The 21,366-nt window shown below is 75.0% G+C and carries 14 protein-coding genes and 1 riboswitch; of the genes, 7 read left to right on the top strand and 7 right to left on the bottom strand.

Going from position 1 to position 21,366, the window contains the following annotated elements:
* Positions 1-22 precede the first annotated feature (22 nt).
* Together ACQZ2A_RS20700 and ileS are read right to left on the bottom strand one after the other, a co-directional pair.
* The gene (locus ACQZ2A_RS20700; protein WP_430214735.1) at positions 23-589 is read right to left on the bottom strand and encodes a GNAT family N-acetyltransferase; all 567 of its coding nucleotides are present in this window, start codon (positions 587-589) and stop codon (positions 23-25) included.
* Positions 586-3,918: an isoleucine--tRNA ligase gene (ileS, locus tag ACQZ2A_RS20695; protein WP_430214734.1), complete on the bottom strand. Its 3,333-nt coding sequence runs from the start codon at positions 3,916-3,918 to the stop codon at positions 586-588. Before ileS ends, ACQZ2A_RS20700 begins: the two co-directional genes overlap by 4 nt.
* A 314-nt stretch (positions 3,919-4,232) precedes the next feature.
* Positions 4,233-4,305, top strand: a riboswitch (cobalamin riboswitch).
* A gap of 108 nt (positions 4,306-4,413) precedes the next feature.
* Between ileS and ACQZ2A_RS20690 the strand changes: the two genes are divergently transcribed.
* From ACQZ2A_RS20690 to ACQZ2A_RS20665, 6 genes are read left to right on the top strand one after another with little or no spacing between them, the layout of a single operon-like run.
* Positions 4,414-5,997 carry an LPXTG cell wall anchor domain-containing protein gene (locus ACQZ2A_RS20690; protein ID WP_430214733.1) on the top strand — a complete coding sequence of 528 codons (1,584 nt, stop codon included), beginning with the start codon at positions 4,414-4,416 and terminating at the stop codon, positions 5,995-5,997.
* Positions 5,997-6,863: a hypothetical protein gene (locus ACQZ2A_RS20685; RefSeq protein ID WP_430214731.1), complete on the top strand. Its 867-nt coding sequence runs from the start codon at positions 5,997-5,999 to the stop codon at positions 6,861-6,863. Before ACQZ2A_RS20690 ends, ACQZ2A_RS20685 begins: the two co-directional genes overlap by 1 nt.
* 22 nt (positions 6,864-6,885) lie before the next feature.
* Positions 6,886-8,004, top strand: coding sequence for a CbiQ family ECF transporter T component (locus ACQZ2A_RS20680; protein WP_430214729.1), 1,119 nt, complete (start codon positions 6,886-6,888; stop codon positions 8,002-8,004).
* Positions 8,001-9,794: an ABC transporter ATP-binding protein gene (locus ACQZ2A_RS20675; RefSeq protein WP_430214728.1), complete on the top strand. Its 1,794-nt coding sequence runs from the start codon at positions 8,001-8,003 to the stop codon at positions 9,792-9,794. Before ACQZ2A_RS20680 ends, ACQZ2A_RS20675 begins: the two co-directional genes overlap by 4 nt.
* Positions 9,791-10,666, top strand: a complete 876-nt coding sequence (locus ACQZ2A_RS20670; RefSeq protein ID WP_430214726.1) for an ECF transporter S component — start codon at positions 9,791-9,793, stop codon at positions 10,664-10,666. The genes ACQZ2A_RS20675 and ACQZ2A_RS20670 overlap by 4 nt, the downstream gene beginning before the upstream one ends.
* Positions 10,663-11,202, top strand: coding sequence for an NUDIX hydrolase family protein (locus ACQZ2A_RS20665; protein ID WP_430214724.1), 540 nt, complete (start codon positions 10,663-10,665; stop codon positions 11,200-11,202). The genes ACQZ2A_RS20670 and ACQZ2A_RS20665 overlap by 4 nt, the downstream gene beginning before the upstream one ends.
* Before the next feature lie 103 nt (positions 11,203-11,305).
* On the opposite strand, the gene ACQZ2A_RS20660 is transcribed toward ACQZ2A_RS20665, so the two are convergent.
* Complete coding sequence (locus tag ACQZ2A_RS20660) at positions 11,306-12,058, bottom strand: lysophospholipid acyltransferase family protein (RefSeq protein ID WP_430214722.1); 753 nt, start codon at positions 12,056-12,058, stop codon at positions 11,306-11,308.
* Positions 12,059-12,072: 14 nt separating this feature from the next.
* Positions 12,073-16,056, bottom strand: coding sequence for a type VII secretion protein EccCa (eccCa, locus tag ACQZ2A_RS20655; protein ID WP_430214720.1), 3,984 nt, complete (start codon positions 16,054-16,056; stop codon positions 12,073-12,075).
* 111 nt (positions 16,057-16,167) lie between these two features.
* Here eccCa and ACQZ2A_RS20650 point away from each other — a divergent pair, with 111 nt between their 5' ends.
* Positions 16,168-17,739 carry a hypothetical protein gene (locus ACQZ2A_RS20650; RefSeq protein ID WP_430214718.1) on the top strand — a complete coding sequence of 524 codons (1,572 nt, stop codon included), beginning with the start codon at positions 16,168-16,170 and terminating at the stop codon, positions 17,737-17,739.
* 41 nt (positions 17,740-17,780) lie between these two features.
* Here ACQZ2A_RS20650 and ACQZ2A_RS20645 read toward each other — a convergent pair whose 3' ends face one another.
* The 3 genes from ACQZ2A_RS20645 to ACQZ2A_RS20635 are packed head-to-tail and all read right to left on the bottom strand — an operon-like array spanning position 17,781 to position 21,273.
* A complete protein-coding gene (locus ACQZ2A_RS20645) occupies positions 17,781-19,199 on the bottom strand; it encodes a WXG100 family type VII secretion target (protein ID WP_430214716.1) in 1,419 nt (472 codons plus the stop codon).
* Positions 19,199-20,698, bottom strand: coding sequence for a S8 family peptidase (locus tag ACQZ2A_RS20640; protein ID WP_430214714.1), 1,500 nt, complete (start codon positions 20,696-20,698; stop codon positions 19,199-19,201). The genes ACQZ2A_RS20645 and ACQZ2A_RS20640 overlap by 1 nt, the downstream gene beginning before the upstream one ends.
* Positions 20,698-21,273: a hypothetical protein gene (locus ACQZ2A_RS20635; protein WP_430214712.1), complete on the bottom strand. Its 576-nt coding sequence runs from the start codon at positions 21,271-21,273 to the stop codon at positions 20,698-20,700. The genes ACQZ2A_RS20640 and ACQZ2A_RS20635 overlap by 1 nt, the downstream gene beginning before the upstream one ends.
* Positions 21,274-21,366: the final 93 nt, after the last annotated feature.

Genomic DNA, 21,366 nt, shown 5'->3' with positions numbered 1-21,366 from the left:
GGGGGAGGGAGGAGGGGGCGCCTCAGGGGCGCAGGGCCGCGAGGAGCAGCATGTCGCACCACTCCCCGCCGATGAGGTGGTGCCCGCGCAGCAGGCCCTCGCGCTCGTAGCCAGCGCGCTCGGCGACGCCGAGGGAGGCGGTGTTCCACGGCTCGACGTAGAGCTCCACGCGGTGCGCGACGTCGAGGGTCCACGCGAAGGAGGTCAGCGCCCGGAGGGCATCGGTCGCGAGACCCTGCCCCCGGTGGGAGGGAGCGACGGTGTAGCCGCCACGGAAGCGGCCGTGGGAGAGGTCGTCGACCCACAGCCCGGCGGTGCCGACCGCGGTGTCGTCGGCGGCGAGGGCGACGCAGAAGCTGAAGCCGCGGCCCTCGGAGAGGCGTCCGTGCTGCCGGGCGATGTACGCCAGCGCGTCCTGCTCGCCGGCACCCGCGGGCAGGGTCGAGATCCGCGGCACATAGGGGTCGGTCGCGAGGTCGAGCACCATCGCGAGGTCAGCGTTCCGGAACTCCCGCAACCTGACCCGGCCGGCGGCCGGCGGGACGTCGGGCCAGGTGAGCCCGCCCGTCCCGCCGTCCGGCGGGTTCACCGGCGGGTGACGCGCACGTGGGCCTTGTGCCCGTCACCCACCGTGACCACCGTGACCCGCTCACCGTCGGGGGCCATCAGCGCGCCCACCTCGGCGGCCAGCGTCTCGCCGGCGAGCAGCCCGCGGTGCGCCTCGACGGCCGCCTCGACCTCGTCGTCGCCGGACACCTCGAGGAGGATGCGGTCCGAGACCTCGAGACCGGCGTCCTTGCGCGCCTGCTGGACCGCACGGACGAGGTCGCGGGCGATGCCCTCGCGGGCCAGCTCGGGCGTGACCTCGGTGTCGAGGACGACGAAGCCGCCGGCGGGGAGCATGGCGGTGGCGAGCGAGCCGCCGGCCGCCGCGTCGACGACGGTGTCGAGCGTGTACTCGCCCTCCACGAGGGCCAGGCCACCCGACGTCACCGTGCCGTCCTCGGCCACCGACCAGTCGCCGGACTTCGAGCCCTTGATGGCGGTCTGCACGTCGCGGCCGAGGCGCGGACCGGCCGCCCGCGCGTTGACCGTGAGGCGCTGGCTGATGCCGAAGTCGGACTCGTGCGCCGCCGCGACGTCGCGGACGCTGACGCCCTTGACGTTCAGCTCGTCGCGCACGATGCCGGTGAACGGCTCGAACCCGGCGGGGTCGGCGGTGACGACGGTCAGCTCGCGCAGCGGCAGCCGCACCCGCAGCCCCTCGGCCTTGCGCAGCGAGGACCCGGTGGAGCAGACCGCCCGCACCTGGTCCATCGCCGCGACGAGGGCGTCGTCGGCCGGCAGCTGGTCGGCCGACGGCCAGTCGGCGAGGTGCACCGAGCGCCCGCCCGTCAGGCCGCGCCAGACCTCCTCGGTGAGCAGCGGGAGGAGCGGCGCGGCGAGGCGGGTGAGCACCTCGAGGGCGGTGTACAGGGTGTCGAAAGCCGCCTCGGTGGCTGCGGCGTCACCGGACCCGGTGTCCCAGAACCGCTCCCGCGACCGGCGGATGTACCAGTTGGTCATCACGTCGACGAAGCCGCGCACCGACTCGCAGGCGCCGGGCACGTCGTAGACGTCCATCTGACCGGTGACGGTGACCGTGAGGTCGTGCAGCTTGGCGAGCAGGTAGCGGTCGAGGGGGTCGGTCGACGCCGTCGACCACTTCGCCTCGTACCCCGCCCCGCCGTTCGCCGCATTGGCGTACAGCGAGAAGAAGTACCAGCAGTTCCACAGCGGCAGGATGACCTGCCGCACGCCCTCGCGGATGCCCTCCTCGGTGACGACGAGGTTGCCGCCGCGCAGGATCGGGCTCGCCATGAGGAACCAGCGCATCGCGTCGGCGCCGTCGCGGTCGAAGACCTCGCGCACGTCCGGGTAGTTGCGCAGCGACTTGGACATCTTCTGACCGTCGTTGCCGAGGACGATGCCATGGCTCATGCAGTTCTCGAACGCCGGCCGGTCGAAGATGGCCGTCGCGAGGATGTGCAGCGTGTAGAACCAGCCGCGGGTCTGGCCGATGTACTCGACGATGAAGTCCGCCGGGAAGTGCGCGTCCTCGGACTCGGTGCCGGCGAACCAGTCGGCGTTCTCGAACGGGTAGTGGACCTGCGCGTAGGACATCGAGCCGGAGTCGAACCAGACGTCGAGGACGTCGGTGACGCGGCGCATCGTCGAGCGGCCCGTGGGGTCGTCGGGGTTGGGTCGGGTCAGCTCGTCGACGAACGGGCGGTGCAGGTCGGGGTTGCCCTCGCGGTCGCGCGGGAGGTCGCCGAAGTCGGCCTCCATCTGCTCGAACGAACCGTAGACGTCGATCCGCGGGTACGCCGGGTCGTCGGACTTCCACACCGGGACCGGGCTGCCCCAGAACCGGTTCCGCGTGATCGACCAGTCGCGGGCGTTCTCGAGCCACTTGCCGAACTGGCCGTCCTTGACGTGCTCGGGCACCCAGGTGATCTGCTGGTTGAGCTCGGCCATCCGGTCCTTGAACGCGGTGACCTCGACGAACCACGACTCGACGCCCTTGTAGATGAGGGGCTCGCGGCAGCGCCAGCAGTGCGGGTAGCTGTGGTCGTAGGACTCCCGGCGCAGCAGCACCGTGCCGGGCGAGACCGAGCCGGTCGGGCCCTCGCCGCGGGTGGCCGCGCGCAGGTGGTCGATGACGAGGGCGTTGGCGTCGAAGACCTGCACGCCCTCGTAGTCGGCGACGGGCGCGGTGAACCGGCCGTCCTTGCCGACCGGCATGACCGCCTCGATGCCCTCGCGGTCGGTCACCTCCTTGTCGACCTCACCGAAGGCGCCGGCCGTGTGGACCACGCCGGTGCCGTCGGTGGTGGTGACGGCGTCGTCCGCGGCGACGATGCGGAAGGCGTTCTCGTGGCCGGCGTAGTAGGTGAACGGCGGCGTGTAGGTGCGCCCGACGAGCTCGGCGCCCTTGTACCGGCCGAGCACCGTGAAGTCGCCCTCCGCAGAGGCGAGCTCGCGCTTGTACGCCTCCAGCCGCGCCTCGGCGAGCACGTACCGCGCCGTGCGCCCGGTTCCCGGCACCGGCGCCTCGACGACGACGTAGTCGATGTCGGAGCCGACCATCGCCGCGAGGTTGCTCGGCAGGGTCCACGGCGTGGTCGTCCAGACGAGCAGGTGCGCGCCGTCGAGGACGGCGTCGGTGCCGGCGTCGTCGAGCAGGTAGCCGACCGTCACGGAGGGGTCCTGCCGGTTCTGGTAGACCTCGTCGTCCATCCGCAGCTCGTGGTTGGACAGCGGGGTCTCGTCGTTCCAGCAGTAGGGCAGCACGCGGAAGCCCTCGTAGACGTACCCCTTGTCGTACAACGACTTGAAGGCCCAGATGACCGACTCCATGTAGTCGGCGTTCATCGTGCGGTAGTCGTTGTCGAAGTCGACCCAGCGGGCCTGGCGGGTGACGTACTCGCGCCACTCCCCCGTGTACTTCATCACCGAGTCGCGGCACGCGGCGTTGAACTTCTCGATGCCGAGCTCGAGGATCTCGTCGGTCGTCTTGATGCCGTTGAGGCGCATCGCCTCCAGCTCGGCGGGCAGGCCGTGGGTGTCCCAGCCGAAGCGCCGCTCGACCCGGCGGCCGCGCATCGTCTGGTAGCGCGGGACCACGTCCTTGACGTACCCGGTGAGCAGGTGGCCGTAGTGCGGCAGGCCGTTGGCGAAGGGCGGGCCGTCGTAGAAGACGAACTCGTTCTCGCCGCGCTCGCCCGGGTCGCGCTGGTCGACCGAGGCCTGGAACGTCCCGTCGGCGGCCCAGTGCGCGAGCACCGCCTCCTCGACCTCGGGGAAGCGCGGGCTCGCGGGCACGCCGAAGGAGGTGCCGGTGTGGTCGCCGGTCGTGGACACCCGGGGGTAGGTCATCGGTGCTGCTCCTGCGGTGGTCGACTCGTCCGTCACGAGGACGACGGGTCCGGCTCGTGACCGGGCACCACCGCGGTACCACCTCGCTTGCCGCCCGTGGACGGCCGCTCTTGCACCAGGTCGTGACGTGACCCCGACGTCCGGGTCTAGTGAGGACGCGCGCGTCCCGTTCTTCCGGAGGCTCACCGCTGATGACGGCTCGATCGCCTGTGCCCGGGAGTCTAGCCGGGGCGGACGCGTGGTTCCGACCGAGTTCCCGACGGGGTAGCATCGCGGCGTCGCCCGTGAGGGCGGCACCCACACGCACCTGTCTGGGGGAAGCCGGTCCAAGTCCGGCACTGTCCCGCAGCCGTAGGTCACCCGCGAGGGTGACGAGTCGGAATGCCCATCAGGCGCGAGCGGCTCCATTCACCCGTCGAGGAACGCGGGGCGGAGCCCGAGTGACCGGGACTCCGGTGGTTCGGGCAGTCGTCTCGAACCGCTCAGGAAGGCCCCATGTCCCCCACCACGCTCCGTCCCGGCGCCCGCGCGCTCGGGACCCTGCTGCTCGCCGCCGCCCTCGTGGGCGCGCCGGCCGCCGCGCACGCCGACACCCCCTCGCCCACCGGCACCCCGACGGCCGATGCCTCGCCGTCGCCGTCCGCGACCACGCCGGCCCCCACCACCTCGCCCGAGCCGTCGGCCACGCCCGAGCCGAGCGCCACCGCGACCCCGTCGCCGAGCGCCTCGACCCCGAGCACCCCGGCACCGAGCGGCACCGCGACGCCCAGCCCGTCGTCGAGCGCCGGCCTCGTCCCCGGTGGTGACAGCGCCCGCTACGGCGTGCGCGCGGCCGCCGGTCCGGCCACCTCGACCGACCCGGTCCTCGTCGGTGCCGACTACCTGGAGCGCGAGCTCGTCGCCACGAACTACACGCTCCCGATCGTCTTCGGCGGTGACGAGTTCCCCCAGTACGGCGTGGTGGCCGACTTCGTGCTGGCCCTCGACGCGGCGGGCACCGGCCAGGACGCGGCGACGGCCGCGACCCGCACCCTCTCCGAGCACGTGGTCGACTACGTCGGCTTCGGCGACCCCGCCGAGATCGCCACCGGCCCCGTGGCCAAGCTCCTCAACGTGGCCGTCGCGCAGGGCGTGGACCCCACCGCGTTCGGCGGGACCGACCTCGTGGCCACCCTGCAGGGGCTGGAGAAGCCGAACGGCCGCTTCTCCGACGTGTCCCAGTACGGCGACAACTCCAACGTCTTCGGGCAGTCGCTCGCCCTCATCGGCCTGACCCGCGCCGGCGTCACCGTCAGCCCGCAGGCCCGTGCCTACCTGCTCACCCAGCAGTGCCCGGGTGGCGGCTTCCAGATCTCGATGTCGGACGCCGGGTGCACCAGCGACACCGACGCGGACGCCGACGCCACCGCGATGGCGGTCCAGGCGCTGCTGGCCGTCGGCGGCCAGCAGGCCGCCGTCAGCGCCGGCCTCGACCAGCTGGCCTCGATCCAGCAGCCCTCCGGCGGCGTCGGGGGCGCGGTCGGTTCGTCCTCCGGCAACGCCAACACGACGGGCCTCGCCGGCCAGGCGTTCCTCGCCGGTGGCCGCACGGCCCAGGCCCGGGCGGCCGTCGGCTACCTCGTCGCCCTCCAGTACGGCTGCTCGTTCCCGGCCGCCGTGCGCGGCGGCATCGCCTACGACCGGGACGCCTACGACGCGAAGGTCTCGGACGGCTCCGGTGCGGTGCCGACCGACCCCGACCGTCGGTCCTCCTCGCAGGCCCTCCTCGCCCTGGCCGGGGTTCCGCTCGGGTCGGTGACGGCCGCCGGCGCCGACGCGCAGGCCCCGTCGCTGGCGTGCGCCTCGGCCACGCCGACCACGACCCCGACGACGACGCCCACCTCGGGCGGCGGCGCGTCGGCCACCCCGACCGCCGGCGCCCCGGGCACCGGTGTCGTCGACCCGGTCGCGGCGGCTCCGTCCGGCGCGCTGGCCCAGACCGGCGCCGACCCGCTCCTGCCCGTGCTCGTCGGGCTCGCGCTGCTCGTGCTCGGCGGCGCCGCGGTGCTCGCCTCGCGTCGTCGGGGGGCGCACGCCTGATGCGGCTCCTCCTCGTCCGACTGTCCGCGGCCGCTGCCGCGGCGGGCCTGGCCACCGCCGGGCTCGTCGCGGCGGCCGTCCCGGCGCAGGCCGCGGCCTGCTCCGGCACCTCCGGCGTCACGGTCGTGATCGACACGGGGTCGTCCCTGAGCACCCGCTGCGCCTCCGGGGACCCGTCGTCCGCGATGGCGGCCCTCCAGGCCGTCGCCGCCGTCGTCTCGCCGGCGCGGTACCCCGGGACCGTCGTGTGCCGCATCGACAACGTCCCGGCCAAGACGGCCGACCCCTGCATGGCCATGCCGCCCGCATCCGCGTACTGGGCCTTCTTCCACGCCCCGCGCGGTGGCTCCTGGACGTACAGCAGCCTCGGCGTCGCCTCCTACGACCCGAAGGCCGGCAGCGTCATCGGCTTCCGGTTCGGCTCCGGTCAGCAGCCGCGCACGGCGCCCCCTGCGGCGACGGCGACCTCGGCCCCGAAGCCCACGAGCAAGCCCAAGCCGACGACGGCCGCCCCGAAGCCGACCAGCACGCCCCGCTCGACCAGCGGCACCACGTCCGGCTCCGGCAGCGCGGCGACCAAGCGGCCCACCACACCGCCCACCAGCGGCCCGAAGGGCACCGCGACGCCCGCCCCCGGCGCCTCCGCGAGCACGTCCACGTCCTCGACGCCGACCGCGTCGGGCACCCCGAGCGGGGCGGCGACGGCGTCGCCGGATCCGGAGGGGGCGGCGACGCCGCTCGCCGCCGCCCCGACCTCGACCGACGCCTCGGGCGGTGGTGGCACCGGCACGCTCGTGGCCGGCGGAGCGCTGGTGGCCCTCGTCGCCGCCGGTGCGGGCGCCGTCGCCTGGCGTCGCCGCGGCTGAGCAGGGCTGGGATGATGCCGCGGTGACCCCTCCGCTCCCCCGTGCCGTCCACCCGGCGGCGTGGTGGGGCTGGGCGGTCGGGCTCGCCGTGGCGGCCAGCACGACGACCAACCCGCTCGTGCTCCTCCTCGCGCTCGCGGTGGCGGCGCTCGTCGTCGCGGCGCGGCGGGGATCCTCGCCGTGGGCGCGGGCCTTCCGCCTCTACCTCTGGCTGGGGCTGGCGATCATCGTCGTGCGGCTCGTCCTCCACGTGCTCGTCGGCCTGAAGTTCGGCACCGTGCGCGTGCTCCCGCTGCCCGAGGCCACGCTCCCGTCGTGGGCGGCCGGCATCCAGCTCGGCGGGGACGTCTACCTGGAAGGCCTGCTCTCCGCGGCGACCCTCGGGCTGCGGCTGGCGGTCATCATCGCGTGCATCGGGGCCGCGAACGCCCTGGCGAACCCGAAGCGGCTGCTGCGCAGCATGCCGAGCGCGCTGCACGAGATCGGGGCCGCGGTCGTCGTGTCCGTCTCCGTCGCACCGCAGCTCGCCGAGTCCGTCCAGCGCGTGCGCCGGGCCCGACGGCTGCGCGGCGACACCGGCCGGGGCCTGCGAGCGGTCCGGCGCATCGCCCTGCCCGTCCTCGAGGACACCCTCGAGCGGTCCCTCCTCCTCGCTGCGGCGATGGACTCGCGCGGCTACGGCCGCAGCGGCGCCGCCCCCGCCCGCGAGCGCCGCGTCACGGGCGCCGTCACCTTCGTGGGGCTGCTGGCGAGCGCCGTGGGCCTCTACGGCGTCCTCGACGCGAGCACCCCGGCGGTCCTCGGCACCCCGACGCTGCTCGTCGGCCTGGGGCTCTCCGCCCTCGGCCTCTGGCTCGGCGGCCGGCACGTGGTGACGTCCACGTACCGGCCGGACCCGTGGCGCGGCGCCGAGTGGCTGACGCTCGGGTGCGGTGTCGTCGCGGCGGTCGCGCTGACCGTCGTCTCGCGCACCACCCCGGACGCCCTCGTCCTGCCGCTGGAGCCGCTGGCCGTCCCCGCCCTCCCGCTGCTCGCGGTGGCCGGACTGCTCGTCGCGGCCCTGCCGGCGTTCCTCACCCCCGAGCCTCCGAAGCCGGCGCCCCGGGTGGCCTCCCGCGGGGCCGTGGGGGTGGCGTCGTGAGCGAGCACGCGGTCGTCCTCGAGTCGGTGTCGGTGACGCCGTCCGGCGCGCAGCATCCGGTCCTGCGCGACGTCGACCTCGTCGTCGAGGAGGGCGAGCTGGCGCTCGTCGTCGGGCGCACCGGCTCCGGCAAGTCGACCCTCCTCGGCGCGATGTGCGGCCGCGTCCCGCACTTCACCGGCGGCACCCTGAACGGCCGGGTCCTCGTGCACGGCCGCGACACCCGCGAGCACCGGCCGCGCGACCTCGCCGACCTCGTCGGGGTCGTCGGGCAGGACCCGCTCGCCGGGTTCGTCACCGACACCGTCGAGGAGGAGCTCGCCTACGGGATGGAGCAGCTCGGGCTCCCGGCGGCGACGATGCGCAAGCGCGTCGAGGAGACCCTCGACGTCCTCGGCATCCCCGAGCTGCGCGGCGCCGCGCTCGCCGAGCTCTCCGGGGGCCAGCAGCAGCGCGTGGCCATCGGGTCGGTCCTCACCGCCCACCCCCGGGTCATCCTGCTCGACGAGCCCACCTCGGCCCTGGACCCCACCGGCGCCGAGGAGGTGCTCGCCACCATCACCCGGCTGGTGCACGACCTCGCGGTCACCGTCGTCGTCGCCGAGCACCGGGTCGAGCGGGTGCTGCACTACGCCGACCGCGTCGTGCACGTCGGGCCCGAGGGCCTCGTCACGGCCGGCCCGCCCGCCGCGATGATGGAAACGAGCGACATCGCCTCCCCCGTCGTCGAGCTCGGCCGCTGGGCGGGATGGTCCCCGCTCCCGCTGTCGGTGCGGGATGCCCGCCGCGCCGCCCGCGACCTGCGCGAGCGGCTGGCATCCGGTCCGGTGCCCGGGCTCGAGAGCGACGACGATCGACACATTCGTCGAAAGATGGACGGCGCGAGCGAGCCCGGACCGTCCACCGATCGACACATTCGTCGAAAGATGGACGGCGCGAGCGAGCCCGGACCGTCCACCGATCGACACATTCGTCGAAAGATGGACGGTGCGGAGGGGGGTGCCGCTCGGGCGGCGCTCGAGGCCACGGGCATCGTTGTGCGCCATCCCGGCGACGTGGTGGCCGTCGCCGACGTCGACCTCGCGCTGCGCTCCGCCGAGGTCGCCGCGCTGATGGGCCGCAACGGCTCGGGCAAGTCCTCGCTCCTCTGGGCGCTCCAAGGCAGCGGCGCCCGCACCGCCGGACGGGTGCGGGTCGGCGGTCCCGGGGAGGAACCGCGAGACCCCGCCGACCTCGACCCGGTCGAGCGCCGGACCCGGGTCGGCCTGGTGCCGCAGAGCGCCACCGACCTTCTCTACCTCGACACCGTCGGCGCCGAGTGCGCGCAGGCCGACCGCGAGAGCACGATGCCTCCCGGCACCTGCGCCGCGCTGCTCGAGCGGCTGGCGCCCGGCATCCCGGCCGACCGGCACCCGCGCGACCTGTCCGAGGGCCAGAAGCTCTCGCTGGTCCTGGCCGTGCAGCTGAGTGCCGACCCGCCCGTGATCCTCCTGGACGAGCCGACCCGCGGCCTCGACCCCACCGCCAAGGCCGTCCTGACCGCCACGCTGCGCGACCTCGCGGCCCGCGGCCGGTCCGTCGCCGTGGCCACCCACGACGTCGAGTTCGTCGCCGAGTGCGCCGACCGGGTGGTCGTCATGGCCGCCGGTGAGGTGGTCGCCGACGGGCCGACCGCCGAGGTCGTCGTCTCCTCCCCCGCCTTCGCGCCGCAGGTCGCCAAGGTCCTCTCCCCCGGCCCCTGGCTCACCGTGTCCGACGTGCGCGAAGCCGCCGCGAAGGTGCCCCGGTGAGCGCCGAGCAGCCGCGCGTCGCGGCCATCAGGTTCCGCCCGCGCTCGGCGGCGGCCGTCGCCCTCGTCAGCGTCGCCGGCCTGCTCGCCTTCGGCTGGCCGCTGCTCGTGACGCCGGGGTCGGGTCTGGCCCACTCGACCGATGCCCCGCTCGTGCTGGCGCTCGTGCTGCCGCTGCTGCTCGCCGTCGTCCTCGCCGAGATCGCCGAGGGCGGCATGGACGTCAAGGCCGTCGCGATGCTCGGGGTGCTCTCGGCGGTCGGCGCGGCGCTGCGCCCGCTCGGGGCCGGCACCGCCGGGCTCGAGACCGTCTTCTTCCTGCTCGTCCTCGGGGGCCGGGTGTTCGGCGCGGGCTTCGGGTTCGTCCAGGGCGCGGTGACCCTGTTCGCCTCGGCCCTCATCACCGGCGGCGTCGGTCCGTGGCTGCCGTTCCAGATGCTCGGCGCCGCGTGGGTCGGCTGGGGTGCGGGGCTGCTGCCGCCGGTCCGCGGCCGGTGGGAGGTGGCGATGCTCGCCGCCTACGGCGCGCTGGCGGGTCTGGCCTACGGGATGCTCCTCAACCTCTCGTTCTGGCCGTTCTCGACCGGGCTCACCGGCGAGCTGTCCTTCGTCGCCGGGGCCCCGCTGCTCGACAACCTCCACCGCTTCGTCGTCTTCAGCCTGGCGACGAGCCTCGGGTGGGACCTCGGTCGCGCGGTGACCAACGTCGTGCTCGTCTCCCTGACCGCCCGGCCCGTGCTCGGGGCGCTGCGCCGGGCCTCGCGCCGGGCCGCGTTCGGGGCACCGGTGACCTTCGAGCACCCGGTCCGCGGCGCGGACCCGGCGAGCCGCCCGGAGGGCTCCGCCGCGCCCTTGGCACAATCGCCTCCATGAACCCTCTCGAGCTGGACCGCGACCCCGCCTGGCTGAGCCGCGAGGAGCTCGACTCGGCCCGCGAGAAGCTCCCCATCCTCTACGTCGACGCCGTGCCCGTGCGCGTCGACGAGCGTGGTGAGGTGCTGGCCCTCGGGGTGCTGCTGCGCCTCGACGGCGACGGCCGGGTCTGCCGCGAGCTCGTCTCCGGCCGCGTGCTCCACCACGAGCGGGTCCGCGACGCGCTGCTGCGGCACATCGAGAAGGACCTCGGGCCGGTGGCCCTGCCCCGCGTGCCCGTCGCCCCGCAGCCGTTCACGGTCGCCGAGTACTTCCCGACCCCGGGCGTCACCCCGTTCCACGACCCGCGCCAGCACGCGGTCTCGCTGGCGTTCGTCGTGCCCGTCGCCGGCGACTGCGCACCCCAGAACGACGCGCTCGACCTCACCTGGCTCACGCCCTCGCAGGCCCTCGACCCCGGCATCCAGGCCGAGATGGACCGCGGCCACGGGGTGCTGCTGCGCCAGGCGCTGGCCCACCTCGGTCACTCCGTCTGACCCGCCGCCCGGAGGCATCCGGGCCGGGTGGCCGCACGCGAGCCTCCTGCAGTCGGCTCGCCCGCCGGGAACCGGCTCGGGCGACGCCGGCCCGAGCGCGTGCTCAGCCGGTGAACTTGTCCCGGGTGCGCTTCATGTCCGAGGCGTCGGCCTCGTGCGCGGCCTCGGGCGTCGGCGCCGTGCCCCCGAGCCGCGCGGGCTGCCAGCGCAGGTCCTCGCCGGTGAGCGTCGGGTAGGCCGCCTGCTGCACGTCGAGCTGGGCCTGCATCGCGGACCGGATGCGGGTCAGGGCCTCGCCGACGTCCTCGCGGCGACCGATCTCGAGCGGCTCCCCGACGGTGATCGAGACGGGGATGTTGGCGCGCCCCATGTGCTTGGGCAGGTCCTTGGTCCACACCCGCTGGCCGCCCCAGATGGTCGTCGGGAGGACCGGGACGCCGGCGACCTGCGCCATCTTGACGATCCCCGGCTTGAACTCCTTGAGCTCGAAGGAGCGCGACATCGTCGCCTCGGGGAAGACGCCGACGATCTCGCCGGCCTTGAGCGCCGCCAGGGCCAGGCGGAAGGACTCGCCGCCGTTGTGCCGGTCGACGGGGATGTGGCCCATGCCGCGCATCAGCGGCCCCGCGACGCGGTGCGTGAAGATCGACTTCTTGGCCATGAAGCGCACGTAGCGCCGGTGCGGCCAGGCCGGCAGCCCGGCGTACATGAAGTCGAGGTAGGAGGTGTGGTTGATCGCCAGCACGGCACCACCGACCCGCGGCACGTTCTCGGTCCCCGTCATGGTGAACCGGGTCCCCTGGAGGAAGAACAACGTCTTCGCCGCATGGATGACGGGTCGGTACACGGGCTCCATGCCCGCAGCCTAGGTCAGCGGTGCCGCGGTGGCTGCCACGCGGTCTGGAAGACCTGGTCCCCGAGCTCGCGCGAGACGATGCGCGCGCGTCCCGGCGGCTGCGGCGAGGCCTTGACCCGCCCGATGAGCATCCCCTCGTCGGGGCTGCCCGAGAGCAGCACGCCCGGCGAGCCGAGGTCGCGCACGCTCTGCAGCACCGGCTCGAAGAGCGCCCGCGACGCACCACCGGTGCGCCGAGTCAGGACCAGGTGCAGGCCGACGTCGCCGGCCTGGGCCAGCATCGGGACGAGCGGGCGCAGCGGCGAGCCGGACGAGGTGACGACGAGGTCGTAGTCGTCGACGAGGAAGTAGACCTCGGCCCCGGTCCACCAGGACCGCGTGCGCAGCTGCTCGGGCGTGACGTCCGGGCCGGGCAGGCGGGTCCGCAGGAACTGGGCGATGCCCTCGACGGCGGCGACGGTCTGGTCCTCGGTGGTGAGGTACTCGCCGACGTACCCCTCGGGCAGCTCGCCGAGCAGGCCGCGCCGGTAGTCGACGACGAAGAGCTTGGCCTCCTCCGGGGTGTGCAGGCGGGCGATCTCGTGGGCCACGGTGCGCAGGAACGCGGTCTTGCCGCTGTCTCCGTCACCGAGCAGGTACAGGTGCGGCTCCTCGGCGAGGTCGATGCCGATGGGCGACAGGTCGGCCTCGTCGACACCGAGCAGCAGCCGGCGCTCGTCGGCGCCGGCGAGCTCGCGGACCGCGTCGAGGGTGATCTCGTCGGGCAGCAGGCGCAGCTTCGGGCCGCGCGGGCCCTGCCAGGCGGCGTTGACCCGCGTCACGAGGTCCTCGACGCCGTCGCCGAGGTCGTCGACGCTGCCGCGGTCGTCGATGCGCGGGATCGCGCCGAGGAAGTGGTGCTTGGTCATCGTCAGGCCGCGACCCGGACGGCCCTTGGGGACGTTCGCGGCGACCTTGCGGTCGACCTCGGAGTCGGTGGGGTCACCGAGCCGCAGCTCGACGCGCGTGCCGAGGACGTCGCGGATCTGGTTGCGGAAGTCCATCCAGCGCGAGGTCGTGATGACGACGTGCACGCCGAAGGTCAGGCCGCGGCCGGCGAGCTCGGTGATCTGGGCCTCGAGCTCGTCGAACTCGGAGCGGACCGTGGGCCAGCCGTCGACGACGAGGAAGACGTCGCCGTAGCCGTCGTCGGCGCGGCCCTCGGCCCGGCGCCGGCGGTAGGTCTCGATGGAGTCGATGCCGTTGCTGCGGAAGTAGGACTCGCGGGCGTCGACGATGCCGCGGATCTCGGCGACGAGGCGGCGGACCACCTCGGGCTCGCTGCGGTTGGCGACGCCGGCCACGTGCGCCAGCTTGGCGAGCGGCGTGAAGGTGCCACCGCCGAAGTCGAGGACGTAGACCTGGCTCTCGAGCGGCGTCGTGGTCAGGGCGATCGCCGAGACGATGGTGCGCGCGAAGGTCGAGCGGCCCGAGCGCGGCCCGCCGACCACGGCCACGTGGCCACCGGCCCCGCCGAGCCGCAGGACGTACAGCTCGCGGCGCTGCTCGAGCGGGCGGTCGACGATGCCGACGGGCAGCACGTAGTCACCGCGCGAGCGCCACGACGGGCTGACGAGGCCGAGCTGCGGGTCGGCCACGAGGTCGCGGAAGAGCTGGTCCATCGAGTTGGGGACGTCGAGGGGCGGCAGCCAGACCTGGTGTGCCGGACGGCCCTTGCCCCGCATCCGCGAGACCGCGATGTCGAAGACGGCGCGCTCCTCCGGCGCCTCGGTGCTCACGACCTCGACGGGCTCGCCCGACCCGCGGCGACCGGCGGTGACCGGCGCGAGGGTGAACGGCAGGATCTCGGTGGACGTGCTGCCCGCCCCGGGCTCGGCCGCGGCCCGGCGGCGCCGGCCCTTCGGCGGGCCCGAGACGTAGGCGGCCTTGAACTTGGTCAGCGTCGTCTGGTCCGGTTTGAGGTAGCCCAGGCCGGGGACCGGCGGCAGCTCGTAGGCGTCGGGGACGCCGATGACCGTGCGCGACTCGCCGGCCGAGAAGGTGCGCAGGCCGATGCGGTAGGACAGGTGCGACTCCAGGCCGCGCAGGCGCCCCTCCTCGAGGCGCTGCGAGGAGAGCAGCAGGTGCATCGACAGCGAGCGGCCGAGCCGGCCGATGGCGACGAACAGGTCGGCGAACTCGGGCTTGGCCGCGAGCAGCTCGGAGAACTCGTCGGCGACGATGAGCAGCGCCGGCAGCGGCTCGAGGTCGGCACCGCCGGCGCGGGCGCGCTCGTAGTCGGTGACGTTGGCGAAGTTGCCGGCCGAGCGGAGCAGCTCCTGGCGGCGGGTCATCTCGCCCTGGAGCGCGTCCTGCATGCGTTCGACGAGCGTGAGCTCCTGGCCGAGGTTGGTGATGACGGCCGAGACGTGCGGCATGTCGGCCATGCCGGCGAAGGTCGCACCACCCTTGAAGTCGACGAGGACGAAGTTCAGGGCCTCGGGCGAGTGCGTCATCGCCAGCGCGAGCACCAGGGTCCGCAGGAGCTCGGACTTGCCGGAGCCGGTGGCCCCGATGACCAGGCCGTGCGGGCCCATGCCCTGCTGGGCGGACTCCTTGATGTCGAGCGCGACGGGAAGCCCCTTCTCGTCGACGCCGATCGGCACGCGGAGCCGGTCACGCTGGAGGCGGGCGCGCCACGCGGTGTCGGTCTCGAAGTCGCGGACGTCACCGGTGCCGAGCAGGTCGACGAGCTCGGTGGAGGCGGTGAGCGCGTCACGGGCCTCGGGCTCGTCGGCGGAGTAGCGTGGGGCGAGGCGACGGGCCGCGGCCTCGGCCCGGGTGGTCGACACCTGGTCGGCGACACCGTGGGCCACGCCCCGGGCCAGGCTGATGATCTCGAGGGGCGCGGTGCCGGCGCGGGGCCCGGACGCGGTGCGTGCCCCGACGGCCAGGCGGAGCGTCGTGCCGGAGTCGACCTCGCCCCACTGCTCGGGCAGGTCCAGGACGGTGACGCCGAGGACGCCGTCCGGGGTGACGACGGGGTTGCCCGGGGGCACGTGCCCGCCGTCGACGACCAGGAGCACGTGCGGCAGCGAGGGGCGGTCGGAGGGGCCGAAGCGCGGGCGCTCGACGATCTCCTGGGGCAGGAGCGGCAGCAGGTCGTGGACGGACTCGCCGACGAGGCGCACCGGGCCGACGGCGTCGTGCTCGCGCGGGCTCAGCGCGTGCGGGAGCCACTTGAGCCACTCCCACTCGGCGCGGGCCTCGCGGGAGACGAGCGCGGCGATGACGAGGTCGTCCGGGGCGTGCTGGAGGGCCGCCTGCAGCACGACGGAGCGCGCCAGCGAGCGGGCCGGGTCGGCGTCGCCGGTCACCTCGAGGTGCGGCCAGGCGCGCAGGGCCACCGACGCCGGGAGCCCGGGCTGGACCCGGTGGGTGGACAGCAGGCGGTGCAGCCCCGAGGCCGCGACCGGGTCGAGCTGGGCGAGCGGAGCGGTCTCGGGCGGCTCGAGCTCGAGGCAGAGCGGCTGGGAGGTGGTGCCCATCCGGACCTGGAGGAAGTCGCCGTCGGCCGGTGAGCGTTCCCAGACCCGGCTGCCCTCGGCCGCGATGACGGGCAGGGCGTTCGGGTCGGGGAAGTCCCACAGGGCCGCCTCGCGCTGGCGGGCCGCGGCGTCGCGGATGGTCTCGCGGACCTCCGCGAGGTAGGCGAGGTACTCGCGCCGGGCGGCGATGACGCCGGCCGAGTGCTGCTGGCGCTGGCGCACCCCGCTGACCGCGACGAAGCCGACGCTGGCCACGAGGAACATGCCGGCCGTGAACCAGGCCCGTGGGCCCGACTGCGACATCGCGACGAAGCCGATGGAGCCGAGCGAGCCGAGCATCGGGACGGCCTGCATGAGCAGGCCGCTCGCACCCTCGGAGGGCGTGATCTCCGGAGGGGGCTGGAGGACGATCCGCCCGGTCGGCACCTCGGGTGCCTTCTCGCGGGCGCCGCTGCGGGCGGCCACCGTCATCCTTCTCCCCCTTCGTGTCCTACTGCCGGTCGCGCCCACCGTACCCGTGGATACTGTTCTGCGCGGGCAGTGGCCGCAGCTCGCGGCCGCCACGAACTTGGGGAGGGGACGATGGCCGAGCCGACGCAGCAGCTGACCCTCGTCGCCGACGAGCGGCGCTACGACCTCGTCGTGCCCGTCGGCACGCGGGTCACCGAGGTCCTGGCGGTCCTGGGGATCTCCTCGAGCGCGGCGCCGAGCTCGGTCGCGACCGCCGGGGGGCACGTCTACGGGCCGCAGGACCGCCTCGGTGGGGACCTGCCGGCCGGCTCGGTGCTCACGGTGGTCCGCACCACCACGCACCGCCTGCACCGCGAGGTCGTCAGCCTCGACCGCTCCTCGGCCGCACCCGGCGCGCGCTCCTCCGCCCCGTCGTGGGCCGGCGGCTCGCGCACCCCCTCGACCCCGTCCTCCCCCGGTGTCTCGCTGGTCGACGACGCCACCCGCCGCCGCGACGACGTCGACGACGGCGAGGTGACGGTCAGCCGGGCCTCCCTCCACGCCGACCGGCGGCGTCGCGGACGCCGGCCCCGCCGCCGCCGCGCAGGCGTCCCCGACCTCGCCGTCGGCCTCGTCGCGGGAACCGCCCTGGTCAGCCTCGTCGCGGGGGTCCTCGCGCTGGCGGCCCCGGCCGGTGGGACCGACGGCGTCCTCGGGTCCACCGTGGCACGCTGGGTGGCGGCCGGGCTGCTCCTCGCGGCCGGGATCGCGGCCACGATGCTCACGCCCCGCCACCGCGACGGCGCCGGGATGGTGCGCCTCGCCGCGGCGCCGGCGCTCGCCACCGCGGCCGGGCTGCTCGTCCCGCTCGCCGAGTCCCCCTCCCGCGTGGCGGTGACCGTCACCGTCGCCGCCGCGCTCGGGGCGCTGGTCCTCGCCCTCGCCTCCTCCGACGGCTCGCCCGGCGACCGCGCCGAGCGCACCGCCACCGCCTGCCTGGGCGGCGTGGCCGTCGTCGTCGGTCTCACCGTCCTCACCGGCCTGCCCCTCGTCACGGCCGCCGCGGTGCTCGTCGGGCTGGCCCCGGTGGTGGTGCGCGCCCTCCCGAGCGCCAGCCTCGACGTCGACCCCACCCAGCTCCTCGACACCGACCGCCTCTCGACGACCATCTGGTCGGTCCGCGAGCGGCACGCCGCCCGCCGGCGCCGGGTCACCGGCACCGACGTCCGCGACCGTGTGGCGCAGGCCCGCTCGGTGGTCACCGTCGGCACGGCCTACCAGGCACTGGCGGCGGTGCTGGCCGGCTGGGTCCTCGCGCTGACCCCGGCGCTGTCCACCATCGCGCCGTGGTCGCGGTGGGCCGTGCTCGTGGCGGCGGCGCTCGCCTTCGGGTACCAGTCCCGCCACGTGCGCGACCGGCTCGCGCGCTACGCCATGCTCGGGGCCGCCGCCTCGCTCGCGGCCGCCGGCTCCGTGGCCGTCGTCGGCTGGGACGGCGGATGGCGCTGGCCGCTCGTGGGGGCCTCCGTCGTGCTCGGTGTCGTCGCGATGGTGGCCGCGGTCGCCATCGACGGTGGGTGGGCCTCCACCCGGCTCTCCCGCTCGGCCGACCGCCTCGAGGCGCTGGCCGTGGTCTCGGTGCTGCCCCTCGGGCTGGTCGCCGCGGGGCTGGTGGAGACGCTGCGGCGCCTCACCTCGGGCTGAGGCGAGACGCCGCACGCGTCATCGGGTCGGGCAGGAAGCCGTCAGCGCCACACGGGCGGCGTGGCGTCGTCCTCGCCCTCGAACCAGGTCTGCTCGTCCTCGTGGGTCAGCGAGTCCACGCCCTCGGGCTTCCCGTCCTTGCCCTTGCGGCCGCCGCGCCCACCCGCACCGGAGCCGGCGCCGACGACACCCTTGCCGCCGCGCGAGGAGGACTCGCCGAGCTTCGGCACGCCGTAGCGACCGGCCTTGGCGCCGCGGACGCCGGCAGCGCCACCACGACCCCCGCGGGCCTGGGCGCCCTGGCCACCGGCACCGACGACCCCGCGGCCGCCACCACCGGTCGCGCCACCGCGGCCGGCGGCACCCGTGGTGCCCCGAGCGGCCGCCGACGTGCTGCCCGCGACGAGCGGGCCGCGCCCGGCCGCGCCGAGGGCGCCGCCGGTCATCTTGCCGAGCATGCCCTTGCCGAGCATGGCCGCACCGCCGGCGAGCATCCCGCCGCCGATGGCGCCCCCACCCGTGCCGAGACCGAGGCCGCCGCCGGTGGAGCCGCCGGGGTTGCCGGTGCCCGCCCAGTCGACCGAGCCGGGCCCGGTCGGGGTGGTCGTGCCGAGCGTGCCACCGTCGAGGTCGACCGGGGTCGGCTCCGGCCCCTCGGGCCACGGACCGCACTCGATGATCACCGGCTCCGGTGGGTAGTACACCGGCGGGTCGACGGGTGGGAGGACCGGCGGGTTGTTCTTGGGCGGCCACTCGCTGACGTAGCCCCCGCCGTTCGGCGCCACGTAGGTGCCACCGCTCGGGCCGCCGCCCGTCGGGTAGTTGCCACCACCACCGCCGCCGCCGCCGCCACCGGGGGTGATGGTGACCGACTCCTTGGCGGGCTCGACCGGCATCTCCTTGGCGGCCGTCGTGATGTCACCGCGGAAGGCGGCGAGCACGGTGGCGGCCTGCTGCTCGCGCTGCTCGCGCTGGGCCGCGACGGCGGCGTCGTAGGCCGCCTGGTCGAAGACCTTGCCGTCGGGCGCCGGCTGGCCACCCTGGCGCGGCGCGGTCTTCTCGTACCCGCTGCGGTCGACGTCGGTCGAGATCGCGCGGACGGTCGTTTGGTAGGCCTGCCGCGCGGTGTCGGCGGCCTCGGCCGCCTTGTTCAGGCCGCGCTTGATGCCGGTGATCTCCTCGGCCCGCAGGTCGAGCTGCGTCGCGAGGGTCTCGAGCGTCGCGTAGGCGCTCTCGGCCGCCGGGCCCTCCCACGGCCGCTCGGCACCGCGGAGCTTGCTCATCAGCGTGCGCACCTCGACGGCGAGGTTGCTCACCGTGTCCGAGGTCGTGCCCCAGTCGTCGGCCGTCATCCGCACCAGCACCGAGGAGAAGCCGTAGATGTCGTACAGCTTGCGCTCGTTGGGGCCGGCGTCCTCCGGCAGCGGCGGGTTGCTCGGACCCTCGTCGGGAATGACCATCAGTGCTTCCTCCCCTCGGCGCTCGTGGCGCCGTCCGTCGTGGTGGTGGTCTGTGTGGAGTCGGTGGGGTCGTGCGGTCCGGGGGTCCCGGACGGGGTGGCGGGGACCGGGTTGCTCCCGCGCCTGCCGAGGACGAAGGCGCCGCCCGCCGCGAGGAGCACGAGGACGAGCACGCCGGCGCCGATCGGCAGCCAGGGCGTGGAGGAGCCGTCCTCGGTGCGGGCCGGGGCCGCCGCCTGCGCCGACGGCGAGGACGGCGCCGAGGCCGAGGCCGTGGGGGCGGCCGTCGCCGAGGGGCTCGCGGTGCCGAGCGCGGCGGAGACCTGCTCGGCCGTGGGGTCGTCGGACGTGCGGGTGCGCACGAAGGGATTGTCCTTCGGCAGGGTCGTGGGGTCGACCTTCACGGCGTCCGCGGGGTCGAAGATGCCCCACCCGTACGCGGTGTTCGCGCTCTTGACCTCGGGGAGGTCCGTGCCCGACCGGCGGAACCACGTCTCGTAGCCCGAGCCGCTCGTCTTCTCGCGCAGGCCGACGTTGTCCTTGACGGCATGGAGCACCTGCCCGGACGTGGCCTCGGGGTACGCGGAGCGGATGGCGGCGATGCCGCCGCTCACCAGGGCCGTCGCGATCGACGAGCCGGAGACGAGCGTCTCGCTCTTCCACCCCGAGCCGTCGTAGCTCGCCGCCATGACGTCCTTGCCGGGCGCGGCCAGCGCGACGAAAGGGCTGTCCCGCACCGCGAAGTCCGGGATCCTGCCGGCGGAGTCGACGCTGTTGACGAGCAGGACGCCGTTCCCGAGGCCGGGCCACTGCACGTCGGTGCGGGTGTTGGGCGACCCGGCGACCACGACCGCGTCGCGGCCGTAGGCGGTGAGGAGGGCGTCGACCATGTCCTCGTCGAAGCCCACGACGAGGCTGATGTTGATGACGTCCGCGCCGTCCTCGGCCGCCTGGGCGATCGCGTCGGCGACGGCCTGGTCGATGTTGTCTCCACCGGCCTTGCGCATGACGCACTGCTTCTTGCCGTCCTCGCCGGCGTAGAGCACCGCGTAGTGCCGGATCCTCACGTCCGGGGCGATGCCGCGGATGCCCCGGCCGCCGGAGCCGGTGCCGCGGCCCGAACCGGCGATCAGGGCCGCCATGCTCGTGGCGTGCTCGGCGTCCTTGCCCTTCGCGGAGGGTGACAGGAGCCGGCCCGTGGCCCCACCCGGGGTCTCGCAGTAGCTGCGGCTGGAGACCACCTTCCCCTTCAGCTCGGGGACGTCGGGGTCGATGGGACCGTCGATGACCGCCACGGTGACGCCCGTGCCGGAGCCGGCGCGGTTCAGCTCGTCGACACCCATCGCCGACCTCCACCACTCCCCCGGCAGCGGCTCGGCGGCCGCACGGACCCCCGTGGGGGCCGGCGCCGAGGCGGCCGCGGGCACGACGGCGGCACCGCCGACCCCCGCCACGAGGGCGAGGGCGAGGGCGGTGTGCCGCAGGCGCGCTCGGGTCATCAGCCGACGTCCATGCCGCTCGACGGAGGGGTGTCGCCGGTGGGGGTCGGTCCGCCGTCGGTGGCGACGGTGGGGTCGGTGCCGGGAGCGGCGCCCGTCCCGGTGGGACCGCCGTCCTGCGCGGGCTGGCCGTCCTGGATGCGGACCTGGGCGGCCGAGCCCTCCTGGGCGGCGGCGTCCTCGGCGGCCTGCTCGGTCTGCTGCGCGGCGGCCGACCCGGTGCCGTCGCCCCACCGTGCCTGGAGGGTCTGGAAGGCGTCGCCGGAGGCCTCGTCGCGCTGGCGGATCTCGTCGCCGGCCTGCGCCAGGGCCTGGGCGGCCGCCGTGAGGTCGTCGCGGATCCCCCGCAGCGTGGCCTCGTAGATGTGCGACGCGGCGACGTAGACGCTCGCGAAGTCACGGGCGGCGGGGATGTCGCCGAAGGTGTTCGCGGTGGTCACGGTGTACTCCACCGTCTTCAGCGCGTCGTGCGTGGAGCCGGTCCAGTTCTGCTCGTAGTCGAGCCCGAGCGTCTGCAGGATCGGCGGGTACTGGATGGGGCCGCCCCCGGGGCCGCCCTCGTCGAGACGTGGCACGCTCTGTCCTCCTCGCTGTGACCCGGCGGCGCCCCCTCGGCACCGCCGTCGTGACGCCCGACGTGGGGGGGGCCCGGGGGGGGGGGGGGGGGC

It is taken from the genome of Phycicoccus avicenniae, assembly GCF_050496545.1.
GTDB classification, from domain to species: domain Bacteria; phylum Actinomycetota; class Actinomycetes; order Actinomycetales; family Dermatophilaceae; genus Phycicoccus; species Phycicoccus avicenniae_A.
Note: the sequence above shows the minus strand (reverse complement) of the source record. Positions and strands in the feature narration are given on the sequence as shown.